This window comes from Streptomyces sp. NPDC088387 (assembly GCF_044753385.1).
Classification (GTDB): domain Bacteria; phylum Actinomycetota; class Actinomycetes; order Streptomycetales; family Streptomycetaceae; genus Streptomyces.
Genome location: NZ_JBIVNC010000002.1, coordinates 723,763 through 745,379, shown reverse-complemented (window position 1 = coordinate 745,379; position 21,617 = coordinate 723,763). Strand labels below are relative to the sequence as shown.

At 72.2% G+C, this 21,617-nt stretch carries 16 protein-coding genes; all 16 read left to right on the top strand.

Going from position 1 to position 21,617, the window contains the following annotated elements; genetic code table 11:
- The first annotated feature begins 200 nt into the window (after nt 1-200).
- Nucleotides 201-1,139: a beta-ketoacyl-ACP synthase III gene (locus ACIQAC_RS07775; protein ID WP_402188027.1), complete on the top strand. Its 939-nt coding sequence runs from the start codon at nt 201-203 to the stop codon at nt 1,137-1,139.
- Nucleotides 1,140-1,293: 154 nt separating this feature from the next.
- Nucleotides 1,294-1,971 carry a GntR family transcriptional regulator gene (locus tag ACIQAC_RS07770; RefSeq protein ID WP_402188025.1) on the top strand — a complete coding sequence of 226 codons (678 nt, stop codon included), beginning with the start codon at nt 1,294-1,296 and terminating at the stop codon, nt 1,969-1,971.
- Nucleotides 1,972-2,238: 267 nt separating this feature from the next.
- Nucleotides 2,239-3,420: an ROK family protein gene (locus tag ACIQAC_RS07765; protein WP_402188023.1), complete on the top strand. Its 1,182-nt coding sequence runs from the start codon at nt 2,239-2,241 to the stop codon at nt 3,418-3,420.
- Nucleotides 3,421-3,620: 200 nt separating this feature from the next.
- Entirely contained in the window at nt 3,621-5,138 is a 1,518-nt protein-coding gene (locus ACIQAC_RS07760; RefSeq protein ID WP_402188022.1) for a sugar ABC transporter ATP-binding protein, read from the top strand.
- Entirely contained in the window at nt 5,135-6,154 is a 1,020-nt protein-coding gene (locus ACIQAC_RS07755) for an ABC transporter permease (RefSeq protein WP_402188020.1), read from the top strand. Before ACIQAC_RS07760 ends, ACIQAC_RS07755 begins: the two co-directional genes overlap by 4 nt.
- 17 nt (nt 6,155-6,171) lie before the next feature.
- Nucleotides 6,172-7,209, top strand: a complete 1,038-nt coding sequence (locus ACIQAC_RS07750) for a substrate-binding domain-containing protein (RefSeq protein ID WP_402188018.1) — start codon at nt 6,172-6,174, stop codon at nt 7,207-7,209.
- Between the two features lie 662 nt (nt 7,210-7,871).
- Nucleotides 7,872-9,020 carry a Gfo/Idh/MocA family protein gene (locus ACIQAC_RS07745; RefSeq protein ID WP_402188216.1) on the top strand — a complete coding sequence of 383 codons (1,149 nt, stop codon included), beginning with the start codon at nt 7,872-7,874 and terminating at the stop codon, nt 9,018-9,020.
- A gap of 13 nt (nt 9,021-9,033) precedes the next feature.
- The gene (locus tag ACIQAC_RS07740; protein WP_402188016.1) at nt 9,034-10,032 is read left to right on the top strand and encodes a sugar phosphate isomerase/epimerase family protein; all 999 of its coding nucleotides are present in this window, start codon (nt 9,034-9,036) and stop codon (nt 10,030-10,032) included.
- Nucleotides 10,033-10,358: 326 nt separating this feature from the next.
- Nucleotides 10,359-14,075 (top strand): ThuA domain-containing protein, encoded by a 3,717-nt coding sequence (locus ACIQAC_RS07735; RefSeq protein WP_402188014.1) that lies wholly within the window; start codon nt 10,359-10,361, stop codon nt 14,073-14,075.
- A gap of 83 nt (nt 14,076-14,158) precedes the next feature.
- Nucleotides 14,159-15,313 carry an inositol-3-phosphate synthase gene (locus tag ACIQAC_RS07730; RefSeq protein WP_402188012.1) on the top strand — a complete coding sequence of 385 codons (1,155 nt, stop codon included), beginning with the start codon at nt 14,159-14,161 and terminating at the stop codon, nt 15,311-15,313.
- Nucleotides 15,310-16,524, top strand: a complete 1,215-nt coding sequence (locus tag ACIQAC_RS07725; RefSeq protein WP_402188010.1) for an SCO3242 family prenyltransferase — start codon at nt 15,310-15,312, stop codon at nt 16,522-16,524. The genes ACIQAC_RS07730 and ACIQAC_RS07725 overlap by 4 nt, the downstream gene beginning before the upstream one ends.
- On the top strand, nt 16,521-17,426 hold the full coding sequence (locus ACIQAC_RS07720; protein WP_402188008.1) for a sugar phosphate isomerase/epimerase family protein: 906 nt from the start codon (nt 16,521-16,523) through the stop codon (nt 17,424-17,426). The genes ACIQAC_RS07725 and ACIQAC_RS07720 overlap by 4 nt, the downstream gene beginning before the upstream one ends.
- Nucleotides 17,423-18,100: an EboA domain-containing protein gene (locus ACIQAC_RS07715; protein ID WP_402188005.1), complete on the top strand. Its 678-nt coding sequence runs from the start codon at nt 17,423-17,425 to the stop codon at nt 18,098-18,100. The genes ACIQAC_RS07720 and ACIQAC_RS07715 overlap by 4 nt, the downstream gene beginning before the upstream one ends.
- The gene (locus tag ACIQAC_RS07710; RefSeq protein WP_402188003.1) at nt 18,100-18,948 is read left to right on the top strand and encodes a TatD family hydrolase; all 849 of its coding nucleotides are present in this window, start codon (nt 18,100-18,102) and stop codon (nt 18,946-18,948) included. Before ACIQAC_RS07715 ends, ACIQAC_RS07710 begins: the two co-directional genes overlap by 1 nt.
- A 3-nt stretch (nt 18,949-18,951) precedes the next feature.
- Entirely contained in the window at nt 18,952-20,121 is a 1,170-nt protein-coding gene (eboE, locus tag ACIQAC_RS07705; protein ID WP_402188001.1) for a metabolite traffic protein EboE, read from the top strand.
- Entirely contained in the window at nt 20,118-21,578 is a 1,461-nt protein-coding gene (locus ACIQAC_RS07700) for a nucleotide pyrophosphatase/phosphodiesterase family protein (protein WP_402187999.1), read from the top strand. Before eboE ends, ACIQAC_RS07700 begins: the two co-directional genes overlap by 4 nt.
- Nucleotides 21,579-21,617 lie beyond the last annotated feature (39 nt).

The window sequence follows — 21,617 nt, the reverse complement described above, 5'->3', positions numbered from 1 at the left end:
GCCCCCCACGGGTACGGCACGGGCGCCCGGTCCTCGCGACCGGGCGCCCGGGGGATCGCGGGGCCGGCCCCGGGCACCCGGGGGTCTGACAGAAGCCGACAACCCGGGCGGCCGAATCCTGTGCCATCACGTGCCGTCGTACCCGCGGGTCACTGATCAGACTGGTGGATCCCTACCCGATCAGAGGGGGCCCACCAGCAATGAACGGCTCGCGCATCGCCGCAGTCGGCCACTACCAGCCGGCCAAGGTGCTCACCAACGAGGAACTGGCGGGCCTGGTCGACACCAGTGACGAGTGGATCCGGAGCCGCGTCGGCATCCGCACCCGGCACATCGCGGGGCCCGACGAGCCGGTGGACGAGCTGGCCGCACACGCCTCCGCCAAGGCGCTCGCGGCCGCCGGGCTCGGGCCCGAGGACATCGACCTGGTGCTGGTCGCCACCTCCACCGCCGTCGACCGCTCCCCGAACATGGCGGCCCGGGTCGCCGCCCGGCTCGGCATCCCCTCACCGGCCGCGATGGACGTGAACGTGGTCTGCGCGGGCTTCACCCACGCCCTCGCCACCGCCGACCACACCGTCCGGGCCGGAGCCGCCCGGCGGGCCCTGGTGATCGGCGCCGACAAGATGTCCGCCGTCACGGACTGGACCGACCGCACCACCTGTGTGCTGGTCGGCGACGGGGCCGGCGCCGCCGTGGTCGAGGCCGCCGAGCAGCCCGGGATCGGGCCGGTGCTGTGGGGGTCGGTGCCCGAGATGGGGCACGCCGTACGCATCGAGGGCACCCCCTCGCGGTTCGCGCAGGAGGGACAGGCCGTCTACCGCTGGGCCACCACCCAGCTGCCGCCGCTCGCCCGCGCGGCCTGCGAACGGGCCGGGGTCACACCCGAGGAGCTCGCCGCCGTCGTCCTCCACCAGGCGAACCTGCGGATCATCGAACCCCTCGCCCAGAAGATCGGCGCCGTCAACGCGGTCGTCGCGCGCGACGTGACCCACTCCGGGAACACCTCCGCCGCCAGCATCCCGCTCGCCCTGTCCAAGCTCGTCGAGCGTGGCGAGGTGACATCGGGGGACTCGGTCCTGCTGTTCGGCTTCGGCGGCAACCTCTCCTACGCGGGTCAGGTCGTGCGCTGTCCCTGAGGCCCTGCCCGATGGTGCAGAGTCCGGTGTGACATGGCCAACTCCCGGATTCCCTGGCCCTTGTGCGCCGTAGACTGTAGACGAAAGACAATCAATACTGACTCTTCACTGGCCTTTACGGTCGCTGAGCAGACGCTGCCGAGGAGGGACCGCGATGCTGTCCACGGGACTGCCGCAGGGGGCCGTGCCCAAGCTCGAACGTCCTGGCCCGTTGCGCGACCGCGTCTACGAGGCGCTGCTCGAACTCATCACCACCCGCTCACTGCGGCCCGGCCAGCATCTTGTCGAGAGTGAACTCGCCGGTCACCTCGGTGTCTCCCGCCAGCCCGTGCGCGAGGCGCTTCAGCGGCTGAACACCGAGGGCTGGGTCGATCTGCGGCCCGCCCAGGGCGCGTTCGTGCACGAGCCGACGGAGGAGGAGGCCGACCAGCTGCTGACGGTCCGTACGCTCCTGGAGGCCGAGGCCGCGCGACTGGCCGCCGCCAACGCCGGCACGCCCGGCGTCGCGGCCCTCGAAGAGCTGTGCGTCGAGGGCGAGCGGGCCGTCGCCGCCGACGACGTGGAGGCCGCGGTGATCCTCAACGCCCGCTTCCACGCCAAGGTGATGGAGCTCGCCGGCAACACGGTCCTCGCCGAGCTCGCCGGCCAGGTCGACCGCCGCGTCCGCTGGTACTACGCGCCCGTCGCCCGCCAGCGCGGCCGCCAGTCCTGGATCGAGCACCGCGAGCTGATCGCGGCGATCAAGGGCCGCGACGAGCAGCTGGCCACCCGGATCATGCGGGACCACACGGAACACACGCGCAAGTCCTACCACGAGCGTCCGCGGGACTAGCCGGGAGCGCCCGGCCCCCTCGTTTCGTACGGTTGACGGCCCGTCCGGCCTTGTGGACGGGCCGTTTTCGTCATGTACGGCCCCCTCCGTCTGCCGCGCTCCGCGGCCGGTTTCCACCCCTCGCGACCGCTTCTTTGTCCTGTCAGTGGAAAAAGTCGGCGGCAATCTGTGCGCAAGTTCTTCCCCACTGCGGCAGCCGCTGCTACGTTCCCCTCGAAAGCCACACGGAGACAGCCGATTCGAGGCGGGGAGGGGCTCGTGAGACGTATGACCGCGCGACCCGCGAACGCCCATCAGGCCCGCCTGCTCAAGCTGTTGCGCGACGGCGGGCCCAACTCCCGGGCACAGCTCGGCGATCAGGTCGACCTCTCACGGTCGAAGCTGGCCGTCGAGGTGGACCGGCTGCTGGAGACCGGTCTTGTGGTGGCCGACGGACTCGCCGCCTCGCGCGGTGGCCGCCGCTCCCACAACATCCGGCTCAACCCCGGACTCCGCTTCCTCGGTGTCGACATCGGTGCCACGTCGATAGACGTCGCCGTGACCAACGCCGAGCTGGAGATCCTGGGACACATCAACCAGCCCATGGAGGTGCGCGAGGGACCCGTCGCGGTCTTCGAGCAGGTTCTCGCCATGGCCGCGAAGCTGAAGGCGTCGGGGCTCGTCGAGGGCTTCGACGGCGCCGGCATCGGCGTACCCGGACCGGTCCGCTTCCCCGAGGGCATCCCCGTGGCGCCCCCGATCATGCCGGGCTGGGACGGCTTCCCGGTACGGGAGGCGCTCAGCCAGGAACTGGGCTGCCCGGTCATGGTCGACAACGACGTGAACCTCATGGCGATGGGGGAGCAGCACGCGGGCGTCGCACGCTCCGTGGGCGACTTCCTCTGCGTCAAGATCGGTACCGGTATCGGCTGCGGCATCGTCGTCGGCGGAGACGTCCACCGCGGTACGACGGGCAGCGCGGGCGACATCGGGCACATCCAGGCCGTGCCCGACGGACGTCCGTGCGCCTGCGGCAACCGGGGCTGCCTGGAAGCCCACTTCAGCGGCGCCGCACTCGCCCGCGACGCACTGGAGGCGGTCCAGCAGGGCCGTTCGCCGGAACTCGCGGCACGCCTTGAGGCGAACGGCACGCTCAGCGCCGTCGACGTGGCCGCCGCGGCCGCCGCCGGCGACGCCACCGCCCTCGACCTGATCCGCGAGGGCGGCAACCACGTCGGCCAGGTCATCGCCGGGCTGGTCAGCTTCTTCAACCCCGGCCTGGTGGTGATCGGCGGCGGGGTGACCGGCCTCGGCCACAACCTGCTCGCCGCGATCCGCACCCAGGTCTACCGCCAGTCGCTGCCCCTGGCGACCGGCAACCTGCCCATCGTGCTCGGTGAACTGGGCCCCACCGCCGGTGTCATCGGCGCGGCCCGCCTGATCAGCGACCACCTGTTCTCACCCGCGTAAGTACGCCCCCGTACGACGGCACGTCCAGACCGACGGCACCTCCAGCTCCACGGCACCTCCAGACCGACGGCACGTCCAGTTCGACGGCACCTCCAGCACCGCGTCCGGCGGCACGCCCTGCCGGCGTCCCGCTCCGCCCTGCCCTGCCCTGCTCCGCCCTGCCCTGAAACCGGCCCGCATGCCCGCCAAGGGGAACCCAGATGGCACCTGAACCACCGCTGCTCAGCATGTCCGGCATCACCAAGTCGTTCCCCGGCGTCCGGGCCCTCGACGGCGTCGACCTCGACGTCATGGCCGGCGAAGTGCACTGCCTGCTCGGCCAGAACGGGGCCGGGAAGTCCACCTTGATCAAGGTGCTTGCGGGTGCCCACCAGCCCGACGACGGCACCATCCGCTGGCGCGGCGAGGACGTCACCCTGCGCTCGCCGATCGCCGCCATGCGCCTCGGCATCGCCACCATCTACCAGGAACTCGACCTGGTGCTGCACCTGTCCGTCGCGGAGAACGTCCACCTCGGCCACGAGCCGACGTCCGCCGGATTCGTCGTACGCCGTGGACACGCCCGCGCCTCGACGGCCGCGCTGCTCAAGCGACTCGGGCATCCGGAGATCGATCCGGCCCGGCTGGTGGGCGAGTTGTCGGCGGCGCAGCAGCAGATCGTGTCCATGGCGCGGGCGTTGTCGCACGAGGTCCGGCTGATCGTGATGGACGAGCCGTCCGCCGCGCTGGACCCCGACGAGGTCGACAACCTGTTCCGGATCGTCGGCGACCTCACCGCGGACGGTGTCGCGGTCGTCTACATCTCGCACCGCCTGGAGGAGATCCGCCGCATCGGCGACCGGGTCACCGTCCTCAAGGACGGCCGTGCGGTGGCCGGGGGGCTGCCCGCCAAGGACACCCCGACCCGTGACGTCGTGGCGCTGATGACCGGCCGCAACGTCGAGTACGTCTTTCCGGAGCGGCCGGCCGGCCCGCCGCCGGGGGAGCCGCTCCTGGAGGTCAGGGGCCTCGCGCGGGCCGGCGAGTTCGAGCCGTTCGACCTGACCGTGCGGCCCGGCGAGATCGTCGGACTCGCCGGCCTGGTCGGCTCCGGACGCTCCGAGATCCTGGAGACGATCTACGGCGCCCGCAGGCCCACCGCCGGTCAGGTGCTCGTGGACGGGAAGGCGTTGCGGCCCGGCAGTGTCCGCGCCGCGGTCCGCGCCGGCCTCGGGCTCGCCCCCGAGGAGCGCAAGGCGCAGGCCCTGCTGATGCTGGAGTCCGTCACCCGCAACGTCTCGGTCTCCTCCATGTCCCGCTTCTCACGCGCCGGCTGGATCGACCGCGGCGCCGAGCTGAAGGCGGCCCGCGCCGCCACCCGCGAGCTCTCGCTGCGGCCCGACAACCCCTCGGTCCCCGTGCGCACCCTGTCCGGCGGCAACCAGCAGAAGGCGGTCCTGGCCCGCTGGCTGCTGCGCGGCTGCCGGGTGCTGCTGCTCGACGAACCCACCCGCGGAGTCGACGTCGGAGCCCGCGCCGAGCTGTACGCGGTCGTCCGCCGCCTCGCCGACGAGGGCCTCGGTGTGCTCCTCGTCTCCAGCGAGGTGCCCGAGGTGCTCGGCCTCGCCGACCGTGTCCTGGTGCTCCGCGAGGGCCGGGTCGTCCACACCGCACCCGCCCGTGAACTCGACGAACACCGCGTACTCGACCTCGTGATGGAAGGAAGCCCGGCGTCATGACGCAGCCCGTCTCTCCGCCGCGGGACAGCACCGACAAGGCGCCGTCGCCGACCCGACCGCCCGCCTGGCGTGCCACGCTGTTCCGTGCGGACGTCCGCACCCTCTCGCTCGTCGGCGTGCTCGCCGCGCTGATCCTGATCGGCGGCATCACCAAGCCCGACGAGTTCCTCGACACCCGCAACCTGCAACTCGTCCTCACCCAGGCGTCGGTGATCGGCGTCGTCACCGTGGGGATGACCTTCGTCATCATCTCGGGCGGCATCGACCTGTCCGTCGGCGCGATCGTGGCCCTCGCCTCGGTGTGGGCGACGACGCTGGCCACCCAGGACTTCGGCTTCGTCGGGATCCTGTTCACCGCGGTGATCGTCGGCGTGGGCTGCGGACTGGTCAACGGCGTACTCATCGCGTACGGCGGGATGGTCCCGTTCATCGCGACCCTCGCCATGCTGGCCTCCGCCCGCGGACTCGCCCTCCAGATCACCGACGGCAAGACGCAGATCGTCACCGTCGACGGCATCCTGGACCTCGGTGAGCGCGACTCCTACGTGCTCGGCATCCCGCCGCTGGTCCTGGTCTTCGCCGCGGTCACCGTGGTCGGCTGGCTGGTCCTGAACCGCACCACCTTCGGCCGCCGCACGGTCGCCGTCGGCGGCAACCCGGAGGCGGCCCGGCTCGCCGGCATCGACGTCCGCCGCCAGCGCCTCTACCTGTACCTGCTGTCCGGACTGTGCTGCGGCATCGCCGCGTTCCTGCTGATCATCCTGTCCGGGTCGGGTCAGAACACCAACGGCAACCTCTACGAACTCGACGCCATCGCCGCCGCGATCATCGGCGGCACCCTGCTCACCGGCGGCCGCGGCACCATCGTCGGCTCCGTCCTGGGTGTCCTCATCTTCACCACGATCACCAACATCTTCGCCCTGAACAACTTGCAGAGCGACGTCCAGCAGATCGCCAAGGGCGCGATCATCGTCGCCGCCGTGCTGGTCCAGCGCCGTACCGCGAGCACGACTTGAGGAAAGGGTTCACCGCCATGCCAGAGTTCACGAGCCGCAGAGGACTGCTCTTCGGGACCGCCGCCGTCGGAGCCGGTGTCCTCCTCTCCGGATGCACCAGCAACGAGCCCGACGACGAGCCGGCGAGCAACGACCAGCCGGCCGCCTCGGACACCCCCGGCAAGGAGGTCACGATCGGCTTCGCCGGACCTCAGGCCGACCACGGCTGGCTCAACGCGATCAACGAGAACGCCAAGAGCCGCGCCGAGAACTACGAGGACGTGACGCTGGAGATCACCGAGGGCTCCAACGACACCGCCGCCCAGATCGGCCAGGTGCAGACGCTGATCAACAAGAAGGTCGACGTCCTGGTCGTGCTGCCCGCCGACGGCAAGGCCCTCACCCAGGTCGGCCTCCAGGCGATGCGCGCCGGGATCCCGGTGGTCAACCTCGACCGCATCTTCGACTCCCCGCAGGCGTACCGCTGCTGGATCGGCGGCGACAACTACGGCATGGGCCTGAACGCCGGCCACTACATCGGCGAGCGGCTCAAGGACAAGGAGAACGCCCGGGTCATCGAGCTGGCCGGCGTGGACAGCCTGGAGCTGACGCGGCAGCGCACCCAGGGCTTCGACGACGCCCTGAAGAACTACCCGAACATCAAGAAGGTCGCCCGCCAGGCCGCCGACTTCACCGTCGAGTCCGGTCAGGCCAAGATGGCCCAGATGCTCCAGGCGCAGTCGCAGTTCGACGCCCTGTGGAACCACGACGACGACCAGGGCGTGGGCGCCCTGCGCGCCATCGAGCAGGCCGGCCGCGACGGCTTCCTGATGGTCGGCGGCGCCGGCGCGCTCTCCGCGTTCGAGGCCATCAAGCAGGACAACGGGGTGCTCAAGGCGACGGTCCTGTACCCGCCGACCATGGCCGCGTCCGCGATCGACCTGGCCCGCGCGCTCGGCCAGGGCAAGGGCGTCGGAGGACTCGCCGAGTTCGAGATCCCGGCCTCGATGACGCTGTACTCGGCCGTCGTCGACAAGGAGAACGTCGACCAGTACATGCCCACCGGCTTCAAGTAGAGGGGCCGCAGGGGCCTGCCCACCGGATCGCCCCGGCCGTGCGGCACGGGTGCCCCCCGGCCGTCCACCGGCCGGAACCGAGCTCGTCGCCGACGGCGAGCTCACCCCGCGCCGCCGGGACGATCCGCACGGCAGACCCCCGTGGGTGCGGGGAGAGCCCCGCACGGCGTCCGCGGTGTCCGGCACGCACTCCCGCCGCACCGGCCGAAGCACGCACCGGCCGAACGCACGTATCGGCCGAACGCACGTATCGGCCTAATGCGCGCATCGGCCTAATGCACGCACCGGTCGAAGCATGCACCGGCCGAACGCACGCATCGGCCGAGGCATGTACCGGCCGAACGCACGCACTGGTCGAAGCATGTACCGGCCGAACGCACGCGCCGGCCGAGAGCGCGCACCGGACACCGTGGGTACCGCACCGGACTCTCCCCGCACCCCACGACGGGGTCCGCCCGCACACGAGGGGCGGGCGGGCCTCACCTCACCCCCCACCGCGCCATCACGACGAGGAGGACTGATCCATGGGACAGCCGCAGCAGCCCGAAGCGGCAGCGGCCGGCACGCCGGGAACGGGCGACGCCGGCAGCGCGGACACGGCCCGGGTGGGCAACCCCGGGGGCGGCGCGGGAGCGTCCGGCAGACCGCCGCTGCGGATCGGCATGGTGGGCTACGCCTTCATGGGCGCCGCCCACTCCCAGGGCTGGCGGACCGCGGGCCGCGTCTTCGACCTGCCCCTGCGCCCCGAACTCTCGGTGATCTGCGGCCGGGACGCACAGGCCGTGCAGGCCGCCGCCGACCGGCACGGCTGGGCGTCCGCCGAGACCGACTGGCGGGCCCTGATCGCCCGCGACGACGTCGATCTCGTCGACATCTGCACCCCCGGCGACAGCCACGCCGAGATCGCCCTCGCGGCGCTCGCGGCCGGCAAGCACGTGCTGTGCGAGAAACCGCTGGCGAACACCGTCGAGGAGGCCGAGGCGATGACCTCCGCCGCCGAGGCGGCCCACGCCCGCGGCCAGATCGCCATGGTGGGCTTCAACTACCGCCGGCTGCCGGCCACCGCGCTGGCCCGCCGGATGGTCGCCGAGGGCCGGATCGGCACCCTGCGCCACGTCCGGCTCACCTACCTCCAGGACTGGCTGGCCGACCCGCAGTCCCCGCTGACCTGGCGGCTGCGCAAGGAACAGGCCGGTTCCGGCTCGCTCGGCGACCTCGGCGCGCACATCGTCGACCTCGCCCAGTTCCTGGCGGGCGAGCAGCTGACCGGCGTCTCCGCGCTCACCGAGACCTTCGTCCGCCGCCGTCCGCTGCCCGGCGCGCAGGCCGGCGGCCTGTCCGCGGTCGCGGCCGACGGCACCGGAGAGGTCACCGTCGACGACGCCGCCCTGTTCACGGGCCGCTTCCCGTCCGGCGCGCTGGCCTCCTTCGAGGCCACCCGCTACGCCACCGGCCGCAAGAACGCGCTGCGCCTCGAACTCAACGGCGAGCGCGGCTCGCTCTCCTTCGACCTGGAGCGGCTCAACGAGCTCTGGTACCACGACGCGACCGAGCCGGACGAGCACGCCGGTTTCCGCCGCATCCTCGTCACCGAACCCGGCCACCCCTACCTGGAGGCCTGGTGGCCGCCGGGCCACGGCCTCGGCTACGAGCACACCTTCGTCCACCAGGCGCGCGACCTCGTGCACGCGGTCGCCGAGGGCCGCACCCCCGAACCCTCCTTCGCCGACGGGCTCCAGGTCCAGCGGGTCCTGGCCGCCGTCGAGGAGAGCGCCGAGAAGAACTCCGTCTTCACCCCGATCGCGGTCTAGGAGGCCACCCCGTATGCCGCGCACCTTCACGCTCTTCACCGGCCAGTGGGCCGACCTCCCCCTGGAGGAGGTCTGCCGTCTCGCCCGCGACTTCGGCTACGACGGACTCGAACTCGCCTGCTGGGGCGACCACTTCGAGGTCGACAAGGCACTCGCGGACCCCGACTACGTCAAGGGCCGCCACCAGCTCCTCGACAAGTACGGCCTGAAGTGCTGGGCCATCTCCAACCACCTGGTGGGGCAGGCCGTCTGCGACGCCATCATCGACGAGCGCCACGAGGCGATCCTGCCCGCCCGCATCTGGGGCGACGGCGAGGCCGAGGGCGTACGGCAGCGGGCCGCCGCCGAGATCGCCGACACCGCGCGGGCCGCCGCCGCGTTCGGCGTGGACACCGTCATCGGCTTCACCGGCTCCGCGATCTGGCACCTGGTCGCCATGTTCCCGCCCGCGCCCGAGGCCATGATCGACCGCGGCTACCAGGACTTCGCCGACCGCTGGAACCCGATCCTGGACGTCTTCGACGCCGAGGGGGTGCGGTTCGCCCACGAGGTCCACCCCAGCGAGATCGCCTACGACTACTGGACCACCCAGCGCGCGCTGGAGGCGGTCGACCACCGGCCCGCCTTCGGCCTCAACTTCGACCCGTCGCACTTCGTCTGGCAGGACCTCGACCCGGTCGGCTTCCTGTGGGACTTCCGCGACCGGATCTACCACGTCGACTGCAAGGAGGCGCGCAAGCGCCTGGACGGCCGCAACGGCCGCCTCGGCTCCCACCTCCCCTGGGGCGACCCGCGGCGCGGCTGGGACTTCGTCTCCGCCGGGCACGGCGACGTCCCCTGGGAGGACGTCTTCCGGATGCTGCGCTCCATCTCCTACGAGGGTCCGATCTCCGTGGAGTGGGAGGACGCCGGCATGGACCGGCTCCAGGGCGCCCCGGAGGCCCTGACCCGTCTGAAGGCCTTCGACTTCGAACCGCCCACGGCGTCCTTCGACGCCGCGTTCAACAGCTGAGCCCCGCTGCGGGGGCGCCCCGCGGCAGGTCGGGGACGGGGGCCGGAACCACCGCCGGACCCCGCTCCGACCTGCCCGAATCCGGCTTTGTCCTGAGATGGGAAAAAGTTCAACCGATCCTGACGCAAGGGCTGTTGTCCCAGGACGGAGACAGTTACCGTCCCTGAAGTGTTCAGGACACACGCACGTGTTCATGGTTCACGGACGTGCCCGGCGCATGCACGTGTCCATGACCACCCACCTCCGGGGTGACGGCGCACCCCGGCGCCCGTACCGCACCTACGCACCCATTCCGTACGGCCCACCCCCGTTCCCGGAGGGACTTCGTGCAAAGAACCAGAGTCAGCACCCGCACCCCAAGACGCTCCAGGCTTCGCACCACACTCGCCCTGCTCACCGGCCTGCTCCTGGCCGTCGGCACCCCGGCGACCGTCGCCGGCGCACATCCCGGGCACCCGGAGCACGACGAACCCGCCGCCGAGGGACAGTTCCAGCAGGTGCCGCTCGCCAAGGGCGAGCCCGAGATGGGCGAGCCCATGTCGCTCGCCGTGCTGCCGGACCGCAGTGTCCTGCACACCTCGCGCGACGGCACCCTGCGCATCACCGACCAGGGCGGCGTCACCAAGGTCGCCGGCCGGCTCGACGTGTACAACCACGACGAGGAAGGCCTCCAGGGCGTAGGCATCGACCCGGACTTCACGACCAACCGGGCGATCTACCTCTACTACGCCCCGCCGCTCGACACCCCCGAGGGCGACGCCCCGGAGACCGGCACCGCCGCCGACTTCGCGAAGTTCGACGGTGTCAACCGGCTCTCCCGGTTCACGCTGAACGCCAACGGCACGCTGAACCTGGACAGCGAGAAGAAGGTCCTGGACGTCGCGGCCTCCCGCGGCACCTGCTGCCACGTCGGCGGCGACATCGACTTCGACGCGGCCGGCAACCTCTACCTGTCGACCGGCGACGACACCAACCCGTTCTCCTCCGACGGCTACACGCCGATGGACGAGCGCGAGAACCGCAACCCCGCCTTCGACGCCCGCCGCTCCGCCGGCAACACCAACGACCTGCGCGGCAAGCTGCTGCGCATCAAGGTCGCCGAGGACGGCTCGTACACGATCCCGGAGGGCAACCTCTTCGCCCCGGGCACCGAGAAGACCCGCCCCGAGATCTACGCGATGGGCTTCCGCAACCCGTTCCGGATGAGCGTCGACGACCAGACCGGCATCGTCTACGTCGGCGACTACGGTCCCGACGCCGGCACCGCGAGCCCGACCCGCGGCCCGGCCGGACAGGTCGAGTTCGCGAAGGTCACCGAGGCCGCCAACTTCGGCTGGCCGTTCTGCACCGGGAACAACGACGCCTACGTCGACTACGACTTCGCCACCGGCACCTCCGGCGAGAAGTTCGACTGCGCCGCCCCGAAGAACACCTCGAAGTACAACACCGGCCTCACCGACCTGCCGCCCGCGCAGGCCGCGTGGATCCCGTACGACGGCGGCTCCCTGCCCGAGTTCGGCAGCGGCTCCGAGTCCCCGATGGGCGGCCCGGTCTACCGCTACGACCCCGACCTGGAGTCCAGCGTCAAGTTCCCCGAGGAGTACGACGGGGACTTCTTCGCCGGTGAGTTCGGCCGCCGCTGGATCAAGCGGATCGAGCAGAACGCCGACGGATCCGTCGCGAAGATCAACGACTTCCCGTGGACCGGCACCCAGATCATGGACATGGAGTTCGGCCCCGACGGCGCGCTCTACGTCCTCGACTACGGGGTCTCCTGGTTCCAGGGCGACGAGCACTCCGCGCTCTACCGGATCGAGAACGCCTCCGACGGCTTCTCCCCGATCGCCGAGGTGAGCGCCGACAAGACGTCCGGAGCGGCCGGCCTGAACGTGAAGTTCACCGCCTCCGCCAAGGACGCCGACTCCCCGGACCTCACCTACAGCTGGGACTTCGGCGACGGCACCAAGGGCGAGGGACTCACCCCCACCCACCGGTACAAGAAGGTCGGCACCTACAGCGCCACCTTCACCGCCAAGGACCCCGAGGGCAACACCGGCAACGCCAGCGTCCGGATCGTGGTCGGCAACACCGAACCCAAGGTGACCATCCAGACCCCGGGCAACGGCACCCTGCTCGCCATGGGTGAGCCCATCCCGTTCAAGGTGAAGGTCACCGACCCCGAGGAGACGATCGACTGCTCCAAGGTCAAGGTCGCCTACAGCCTCGGCCACGACTCCCACGCCCACGAGCTGACCAGCGAGATGGGCTGTGAGGGCACCCTCAAGCCGCCGCCCGGCGACGGCGGTCACGACCCCAACGCCAACATCTACGGCGTCGTCGGCGCCAGCTACACCGACGGCGGCGCGAACGGCCAGGAGGCCCTGACCGGCACCGCCCGCACGGTGATCCAGCCGCCGCACCGCCAGGCCGAGCACTTCGGCACCCAGTCCGGCATCAAGGTCTACGACAAGGCCGGCGCCAACGGCGGCAAGACCGTCGGCGACGTCAGCGACGGCGACTGGATCTCCTTCACCCCCTACCGGTTCGACGGCCAGAAGAAGCTGACCGTACGGGCCTCCTCGGGCGGCGCCGGCGGCTTCGTCGAACTGCGCACCGGCTCGCCCGACGGACCGCTGCACGGCTCGGCCTACATCCCGCCGACCGGCAGCTGGGACACCTTCCAGAACGTCGACGTCCCGCTGCGCGCACTGCCCAAGGGCACCACGGACATCTACCTGGTGTTCAAGGGCGGCGAGGGCGCGCTGTACGACATCGACGACTTCGAGTTCTCGAAGCAGCCGTTCAAGGGCGGCAAGCGGGTCCTGGTCTTCTCCAAGACCGCCGGATTCCGCCACGACTCCATCCCGGCCGGCATCGCCGCGCTGAAGGAGCTCGGCGCCCCGGCCGGCATCACCGTCGACGCGACCGAGGAGGCCGGGCAGTTCACCACGGCCAACCTCGCCAAGTACGACGCCGTCGCCTTCCTCTCCACCACCGGCGACGTCCTCAACGCCGCCCAGCAGACGGCGTTCGAGAACTACGTCAAGAACGGCGGCGCCTACATGGGCATCCACGCCGCCGCCGACACCGAGTACGAGTGGGAGTTCTACGGCGGCCTCGTCGGCGCCTACTTCCAGTCGCACCCGCAGATCCAGAAGGCCACGGTCCGCGTCGAGGACCACGACCACCCGGCCACCGGGCACCTGGGCGACACCTGGGAGCGCACGGACGAGTGGTACAACTACCGCACCAACCCCCGTGAGCAGGCCAAGGTCCTCGCCACCCTGGACGAGACGACCTACACCGGCGGCACCATGAAGGGCGACCACCCGATCGCCTGGTGCCAGAGCTACGGCGGCGGCCGCTCCTTCTACACCGGCGGCGGTCACACCAAGGAGTCCTACACCGACGAGGCCTTCCGCGCCCATCTGCTCGGCGGTCTCCAGTACGCCACCGGCCAGGTCAAGGCCGACTGCAAGCCGAGCAAGGACTACCGGAAGATCTTCAACGGCCAGACCCAGGACGGCTGGAAGCAGGCCGGCCCCGGCAAGTTCAACGTCAAGGACGGCACGCTGGAGTCCGAGGGCGGCATGGGTCTGCTCTGGTACCAGGCCAAGGACCTGAAGTCGTACTCCCTGAAGCTCGACTGGAAGATGCAGGGCGACGACAACTCCGGGATCTTCGTGGGCTTCCCCGCCTCCGACGACCCCTGGTCCGCGGTGAACAAGGGCTACGAGATCCAGATCGACGCCTCGGACGCGGCCGACCGCACCACCGGGTCCGTCTACTCGTTCAAGTCGGCGAACATCAGGGCCCGTGACCAGGTCCTGCGTCCGCCGGGCCAGTGGAACTCCTACGAGATCAAGGTCCAGGGCGAACGCCTCCAGGTGTTCCTCAACGGAGTCAAGATCAACGACTTCACCAACAAGGACCCCGAGCGGAGCCTGACCGACGGTCATATCGGCCTCCAGAACCACGGCGCCGACGACCAGGTCTCCTTCCGCAACATCCAGTTGAAGGAACTGCCCACCACGGGCGGCTGAGCGGGCGGCGGGCGGGGGACGCCGGACCCCCGCCCGCCGTCTTCACCACCCCCCGGGGTTCGCGCACGACAAGGAGGCTGCCCATGTCCGCGTCCCTCTCCCGACCGCGTGTGGGGGTGTGGCTGATCGGAGCACGAGGCTCCGTCGCCACCACCGTCGTCACGGGGTGCGCCGCCGTCACCGCGGGACTGCACCCACCCACCGGCATGGTGAGCGAGACACCCCCGTTCACCGACAGCGGCCTGCCCGCTCTGTCCGACCTCGTCTTCGGCGGCCATGACACCGTCGACTGCCCGCTGCCCAAACGGGCCGAGACCCTGACCTCCGGCGGTGTCCTCCCGCCGGGCATCGCCACCGCCGTCGCCGCCGAACTCGCCGCCGCCGACCGGGAGATCCGGCCGGGCGGCCCCACCCCCGGCGACACCAGGAGCGAGGACGAGCTCGTCGCGGCCTTCACCGAGGACATCCGCGACTTCGTCCGACGCCACGGCCTGGCGCGGGCCGTGGTGGTGAACGTGGCCTCCACGGAGCCGCCGGCCGCCGAGACCCCCGGCGCCCCGCTGCCGTCGAGCACGCTCTACGCGCTGGCCGCCCTCCGCGCGGGCTGCCCCTACGTCAACTTCACCCCGTCCCAGGGGATGCACCACCCGGTCGCCGCGCGCGAGGCCGCCGCGAGCGGGCTGCCGTACGCCGGCCGGGACGGCAAGACCGGCCAGACACTGCTGCGTTCCGTGCTCGGCCCGATGTTCGCGCAGCGGGCGCTCAACGTCCGTTCCTGGTCCGGCACCAACCTGCTCGGCGGTGGCGACGGCGCCGCCCTCGCCGACCCGGCCGCCGCTGCCGCGAAGAACGCCGGCAAGGAACGGGTCCTCGCCGACACCCTCGGCACCGTGCCCGAGGGAGAGGTGCACATCGACGACGTACCGTCCCTCGGCGACTGGAAGACCGCCTGGGACCACATCGCCTTCGACGGCTTCCTCGGCGCCCGGATGGTCCTCCAGACGATCTGGCAGGGCTGCGACTCTGCGCTCGCCGCCCCCCTGGTCCTGGACCTGGCCCGTATCACCGCCCGCGCCCACGAGACGGGGCTCTCCGGCCCGCTGTCCGAACTGGGCTTCTACTTCAAGGACCCGGTGGGCGACGGACCGGCGGCACTGGGGGAGCAGTACGGGGAACTGCTCGGGTTCGCGGGGCGGCTGCGGGACACGGCCGCCGACCGCGCGCAGGAGGACTCATGAGGTGGCGGGCGCTGGTCGCCGGGCTCGCCGGGCAGGCGATGGCGGGAGCGGGGCCCTCGGGCGGGCGCCGGCCGGTACTGCGGTCGGTGCCGACGGCCGGGGCGGGGTCGCCCGCGCGGGACGCGGGGGACGGCGGGGATGCCGGGGATGCCGGGGGCTCCGCGCCCGCGGTCGTACCGCGGCCCAAGCTGTCCGCCGCACAGCGGCGGCGCGCCTGGGCCGAACTGCTGCGCCTCCCGGCCGTGTTCACCGTCCCCGGGGACGCCCTCGCGGGCGCCGCCGCGGTGGGCGCACGCCCGTCGCCGCGCACGCTGCTCGCCATCGGCTCCTCCCTGTGCCTCTATGAGGCCGGTATGGCCCTCAACGACTGGGCCGACCGGGAGGAGGACGCCGCCGAACGCCCGCACCGCCCGCTGCCGTCCGGCCGCATCCGCCCCGCGGCGGCCCTCGCCGCGGCGGGTGTGCTCACCGCGGCCGGACTGGCCCTCGCGGCCCGCGCCGGGCGCCCCGCCCTCGCGGTCGCCGTCCCGCTCGCGGCCACCGTCTGGGCCTACGACCTCGCCCTCAAGGGCACCCCGGCCGGACCCGTCGCCATGGCCGGCACCCGCTCCCTCGACCTGCTCCTGGGCGCCGCCGCGACCACCGGCCGCACCCGTGCGGCCCTGCCGTCCGCAGCGCTCCTGGGCACCCACACCCTCGCCGTCACCGCGGTCTCCCGCCAGGAGACCCGCGGCGGCTCCCCCCTCGCCCCCCTGGCCGCCCTCGCGGCGACCGCCCTCCTGACCCACCTCACCACCCGACTCCCGGCAGCCCCCGGCGAAGCAGCCACCCGGGGAGTGCCGGGCACCACGGGGGAGGGCGGGGGCGCGGAACCGGTGCCCCGCCGTGCGGACGCCGCGCCCACGGTGACCGGCGCCCCGCCGCCCACGAGCACGGGACGGCGATCCACCCCGGGATCGCTTCCCCCGACGGCCACCCTCCGTGCCGCCCTCGGAGCCCTGTACGCCGCCACCGCCGCCCGGCCCTACTTCCATGCCGTACTCAACCCCTCGCCCCCGCTCACCCAACGGGCCGTCGGCGGTGGCATCCGGGCCACGATCCCCCTCCAGGCCGCCCTGGCGGCACGCTCCGGCGCGCCCCTGACCGCGCTGGCCGTCGCCGCACTGGGCCCGTTGGCGGCCCGCTTCGCGAAGAAGGTGAGCGTCACATGAGCCCCGAGCCGCGGCCCGGCGTCCCCCCGACCGCCGGTACCCAGCCGCACCGGTTCGGCTACGGCACCAACGGCCTCGCCGACCTCCGGCTCGACGACGCCCTCGCCCTGCTCGCCGACCTCGGCTACGACGGCGTGGGACTGACCCTCGACCACATGCACCTCGACCCGTACGCCCCGGACGCCGCCGCCCGTACCCGCAAGGCCGCGCACCTCCTGGACGCGCTCGGCCTGGAGGTCACCGTCGAGACCGGCGCCCGCTATGTGCTCGACCCGCGCCGCAAGCACGGCCCCACGCTGCTCGACCCGGAACCCGAGGACCGCGCACGCCGCGTCGACCTGCTGATCCGGGCCGTGCGGATCGCCACCGACCTCGGCGCACGGGCCGTGCACTGCTTCAGCGGTGTGCTCCCCGAGGGCACCGATCCGGACACCGGCTGGAAGCGGCTCGCCGACTCCCTCGCCCCCGTCCTGGACGCGGCCGGCGTCGCCGGCATCCCGCTCGCCGTCGAACCCGAACCCGGCCACCTCCTCGCCACCCTCGCCGACTTCCACCGGCTGCGCCTGGAACTCGGCGACCCCGAGGACCTCGGCCTCACCCTGGACATCGGGCACTGCCAGTGCCTGGAGCCGCTCCCGCCCGCCGACTGCGTCCGCGCCGTCGCACCCTGGCTGCGGCACGTCCAGATCGAGGACATGCGCCGCGGAGTGCACGAGCATCTCCCGTTCGGCGAGGGCGAGATCGACTTCCCCACCGTCCTCGCGGCCCTCGCCGACGTCGGCTACCAGGGCCTGACCGTCGTCGAACTGCCCCGCCACTCCCACGCGGGCCCGCACTACGCCGAACTCTCCCTCCCGTTCCTCCGACACGCCGCGGCACCCCCGCAAGGGAGCACCAGATGACCCACGGCAGCAGCCTGGACGCCCAGCCCACCGGCACCCCCCTCGGTGATCTGCGCGCCGGCCTCGGAGCCCGCCTGGACCCGGCCGCCCGCACCTGGCTCGACCGGGCCCTGCGCGAGGCCGAGGCCAACCCCGGCACCCACGGACCGATCTCCGTGTGGGAGCTGCGGCTCGCCGAGGCGGGCCGCCGCTGCGGACCCGACCACGCAGACGCGGCCCGCGTCCTCATCCTGGACGCCGCCCGCGCCGACACCGCCGCACTGCACCGCGTCTACTCCCAGGGCACCGCAGCCGAACGCCGCGCCGTCCTGCACGCCCTGGCCCACCTCGTGGCCGGCCCCGAGGCGCTCCCGCTCGTCGAGGACGCGCTGCGCACCAACGACACCCGGCTCGTCGCCGCCGCCCTCGGCCCCTACGGAGCCCGCCACCTCACCCCCCACGCCTGGCGCCACGCGGTCCTCAAGTGCCTGTTCACCGAGGTGCCGCTCAGCGAGGTCGCGGACCTGGCGCGCCGGGCCCGCGGCGACACGGAACTCGCCCGGATGCTCGACGACTACGCCGCCGAGCGCACCGCCGCGGGCCGCCCCGTCCCCGCGGACCTGCACCACGTGCTGGCCCTGACCGGCGCCGCACCGAAGGAGAGCACGGCCGACCCCCACGGCAAGGAGTCCTGATGCGCATCTTCGACCCCCACATCCACATGACGTCCAGGACCACCGACGACTACCAGGCGATGCACGCCGCGGGCGTCCGGGCCGTCGTCGAACCCGCCTTCTGGCTCGGCCAGCCCCGCACCTCGCCCACCTCCTTCCTCGACTACTTCGACTCCCTGCTCGGCTGGGAGCCCTTCCGCGCCGCCCAGTACGGCATCGCGCACCACTGCACGATCGCCCTCAACCCCAAGGAGGCGAACGACCCGCGCTGTGTCCCCGTCCTCGACGAACTGCCCCGCTATCTCGTCAAGGACCAGGTCGTCGCCGTCGGCGAGATCGGCTACGACTCGATGACCCCGGCCGAGGACACCGCCCTCGCCGCCCAGCTCCAGCTCGCCGCCGACCACGAACTGCCCGCGCTCGTGCACACCCCGCACCGTGACAAGCTGACCGGCCTGCGCCGCACCATCGACGTCGTGCGCGAGTCCGCGCTGCCCCTGGACCGGGTCCTGATCGACCACCTCAACGAGACCACCGTCAAGGAGGCCAAGGACAGCGGCTGCTGGCTCGGCTTCTCCGTCTATCCGGACACCAAGATGGACGAGGAACGGATGGTCGCCGTGCTCCGCGAGTACGGCCCCGAGCAGGTGCTGGTCAACTCCGCCGCCGACTGGGGCCGCAGCGACCCCCTCAAGACCCGCAAGGTCGGCGACCTGATGCTCGCCGAGGGCTTCACCGAGGACGACGTCGACCGGGTGCTGTGGCGCAACCCCGTCGCCTTCTACGGACTCAGCGGCCGCCTCGACCTCGACATCGCCGCCCCCGGCCCCACCCACGAGGGCAACTCCATCCTGCGCGGCGGGGAGTGAGCGATGCGCTTCCGGCACCCCGACGGCTCCACGGTCCACCTCTCCTACTGCACCAACGTGCACCCCGCCGAGACCTTCGAAGGCGTCCTCGCCCAGCTCCGCGACCACTGCGAGCCCGTCCGCCGCCGCCTCGGCCGCGACCGCCTCGGCATCGGCCTGTGGCTCGCCAAGGACGCCGCGCGCACCCTGGTCACCGACCCGTCCGCGCTGCGCGCCCTGCGCACCGAACTCGACCTGCGCGGCCTGGAGGTCGTCACCCTCAACGGCTTCCCCTACGAGGGGTTCGGCGCCGAAGAGGTCAAGTACCGCGTGTACAAGCCGGACTGGGCCGACCCCGAGCGCCTGGAACACACCACCGCGCTGGCCCGCCTGCTCGCCGGACTGCTGCCGGACGACGTCACCGAGGGCAGCATCTCCACCCTGCCCCTCGCCTGGCGCACCGCCACCGACCCGGAGCGCGACGAGACCGCCCGCACCGCCCTGCGTACCCTCGCCGAACGCCTGGACGCCCTTGAGGACCTCACCGGCCGCTCCATCCGCATCGGCCTCGAACCCGAGCCCGGCTGTGTCGTCGAGACCACCGCCGACGCCATCGCCCCGCTCACCAAGATCGACCACCCGCGGGTCGGCATCTGTGTCGACACCTGTCATCTCGCCACCTCCTTCGAGGACCCGCACACCGCCCTCGACGCGCTCACCGCGGCCCGCGTGCCCGTCGTCAAGTCCCAGCTGTCGGCCGCCCTGCACGCCGAACAGCCCCACCTCCCCGAGGTCCGCGAGGCCCTCGCCGCCTTCGACGAGCCCCGCTTCCTGCACCAGACCCGCACGGCCACCGCCGCCGGGCTGCGCGGCACCGACGACCTGGGTGAGGCGCTCGGCGGCGACCTGCTCCCCGACGCCTCCCCGTGGCGCGCCCACTTCCACGTGCCCCTGCACGCCGCGCCCGCCGAACCCCTCACCTCCACCCTCCCGGTACTGCGGACCGTCCTGACCCGGCTGGTCGGCGGGCCCGTCCCGCTCACCCGCCATCTGGAGGTCGAGACCTACACCTGGCAGGCGCTCCCGCCCGAACTGCGGCCCCGGGCCAAGGCCCAGCTCGCCGACGGCATCGCCGCCGAACTCACCCTCGCCCGCGACCTGCTGACGGACCTCGGACTGAAGGAGCTGCCGTGACCCCGCCCCCGTCGGAGAGCACCCAGGACGGGCCGTCCCCGGACACCCGCCCGACCCCCCTCCTCGTCCTGGACGTCGTGGGCCTCACCCCCCGTCTCCTCGACCACATGCCGAACCTCAGGGCGCTCGGCCGGTCCGGCTCCCGCGCCCCGCTCGGCACCGTCCTGCCGGCCGTCACCTGTGCCGCCCAGTCCACGTTCCTGACCGGCACCACGCCTTCCGAGCACGGGATCGTCGGCAACGGCTGGTACTTCCGCGAGCTCGGCGACGTCCTGCTGTGGCGCCAGCACAACGGCCTGGTCGCCGGCGACAAGCTCTGGGACGCCGCCCGCCGCGCGTACCCCGGCTACACCGTGGCCAACATCTGCTGGTGGTACGCCATGGGCGCCGACACCGACTACACGGTCACCCCGCGCCCGGTCTACTACGCCGACGGACGCAAGGAACCGGACTGCTACACCCGCCCGCCGGCCCTGCACGACGAACTCTCCGCGAAACTCGGCACCTTCCCCCTGTTCAGCTTCTGGGGCCCGCGCGCCGACCTGGTCTCCAGCCAGTGGATCATCGACGCGACCCGCCACATCATGCGCACCCGCCACCCCGACCTGACCCTGTGCTACCTCCCCCACCTCGACTACGACCTCCAGCGCTACGGCCCCGACGACCCGCGCTCCCTGAAGGCCGCCCGGGACCTGGACGCGGCCGTGGCCCCGCTGCTCGCCGACGCCCGCGCGGAGGGCCGTACCGTCGTCGCGCTCTCCGAGTACGGCATCACCGCCGTACGCCGGCCCGTCGACATCAACCGGGCCCTGCGCCGGGCCGGACTCCTCGAGGTCCACACCCAGGACGGCATGGAGTACCTCGACCCGATGGCCTCCCGGGCCTTCGCGGTCGCCGACCACCAGATCGCCCACGTCTACGTACGCCGCCCCGAGGACCTCGACGCCGTACGCTCCGCGCTCGACGGACTGCCCGGTATCGAGCAACTCCTCGACGACGAGGGCAAGAAGGAGCACCAGCTGGACCATCCGCGCGCCGGCGAACTGGTCGCCGTGGCGGAGCCGGACGCCTGGTTCACGTACTACTACTGGCTCGACGACGACCGCGCGCCCGACTTCGCGCAGCTCGTCGAGATCCACCGCAAACCCGGCTACGACCCGGTCGAGCTGTTCATGGACCCGCTCGACCCCTACGTCAAGGTCAAGGCGGCGACCGCGCTGGCCCGCAAGAAGCTCGGTATGCGGTACCGGATGGCGGTCGTGCCGCTGGACCCGTCGCCCGTGCGCGGCAGCCACGGCCGTCTTCCCGCGAGCGACGACGAAGGTCCGCTCATCATCTGCTCCACCCCCCGTGCCGTCGGAGACCGCGTCGCGGCCACCGATGTGAAGTCACTACTGCTCCAACTCGCCGGCCTCGGCCGGCCCGTCGGACCCGGCGATCCGACTGCTCACCAGTGAAGCACCCACCACTGACAACGCCCCGCTACCCGAGGAGAA

What these genes read in the sequence shown, in the direction of transcription:
- ACIQAC_RS07775 (WP_402188027.1), top strand. Translation starts at nt 201, where the DNA reads ATGAACGGCTCGCGCATCGCCGCAGTCGGCCACTACCAGCCGGCCAAG.
- ACIQAC_RS07765 (WP_402188023.1), top strand. Translation starts at nt 2,239, where the DNA reads ATGACCGCGCGACCCGCGAACGCCCATCAGGCCCGCCTGCTCAAGCTG.
- ACIQAC_RS07770 (WP_402188025.1), top strand. Translation starts at nt 1,294, where the DNA reads ATGCTGTCCACGGGACTGCCGCAGGGGGCCGTGCCCAAGCTCGAACGT.
- ACIQAC_RS07745 (WP_402188216.1), top strand. Translation starts at nt 7,872, where the DNA reads ATGGTGGGCTACGCCTTCATGGGCGCCGCCCACTCCCAGGGCTGGCGG.
- ACIQAC_RS07755 (WP_402188020.1), top strand. Translation starts at nt 5,135, where the DNA reads ATGACGCAGCCCGTCTCTCCGCCGCGGGACAGCACCGACAAGGCGCCG.
- ACIQAC_RS07720 (WP_402188008.1), top strand. Translation starts at nt 16,521, where the DNA reads ATGAGCCCCGAGCCGCGGCCCGGCGTCCCCCCGACCGCCGGTACCCAG.
- ACIQAC_RS07715 (WP_402188005.1), top strand. Translation starts at nt 17,423, where the DNA reads ATGACCCACGGCAGCAGCCTGGACGCCCAGCCCACCGGCACCCCCCTC.
- ACIQAC_RS07710 (WP_402188003.1), top strand. Translation starts at nt 18,100, where the DNA reads ATGCGCATCTTCGACCCCCACATCCACATGACGTCCAGGACCACCGAC.
- eboE (WP_402188001.1), top strand. Translation starts at nt 18,952, where the DNA reads ATGCGCTTCCGGCACCCCGACGGCTCCACGGTCCACCTCTCCTACTGC.
- ACIQAC_RS07750 (WP_402188018.1), top strand. Translation starts at nt 6,172, where the DNA reads ATGCCAGAGTTCACGAGCCGCAGAGGACTGCTCTTCGGGACCGCCGCC.
- ACIQAC_RS07740 (WP_402188016.1), top strand. Translation starts at nt 9,034, where the DNA reads ATGCCGCGCACCTTCACGCTCTTCACCGGCCAGTGGGCCGACCTCCCC.
- ACIQAC_RS07725 (WP_402188010.1), top strand. Translation starts at nt 15,310, where the DNA reads ATGAGGTGGCGGGCGCTGGTCGCCGGGCTCGCCGGGCAGGCGATGGCG.
- ACIQAC_RS07730 (WP_402188012.1), top strand. Translation starts at nt 14,159, where the DNA reads ATGTCCGCGTCCCTCTCCCGACCGCGTGTGGGGGTGTGGCTGATCGGA.
- ACIQAC_RS07760 (WP_402188022.1), top strand. Translation starts at nt 3,621, where the DNA reads ATGGCACCTGAACCACCGCTGCTCAGCATGTCCGGCATCACCAAGTCG.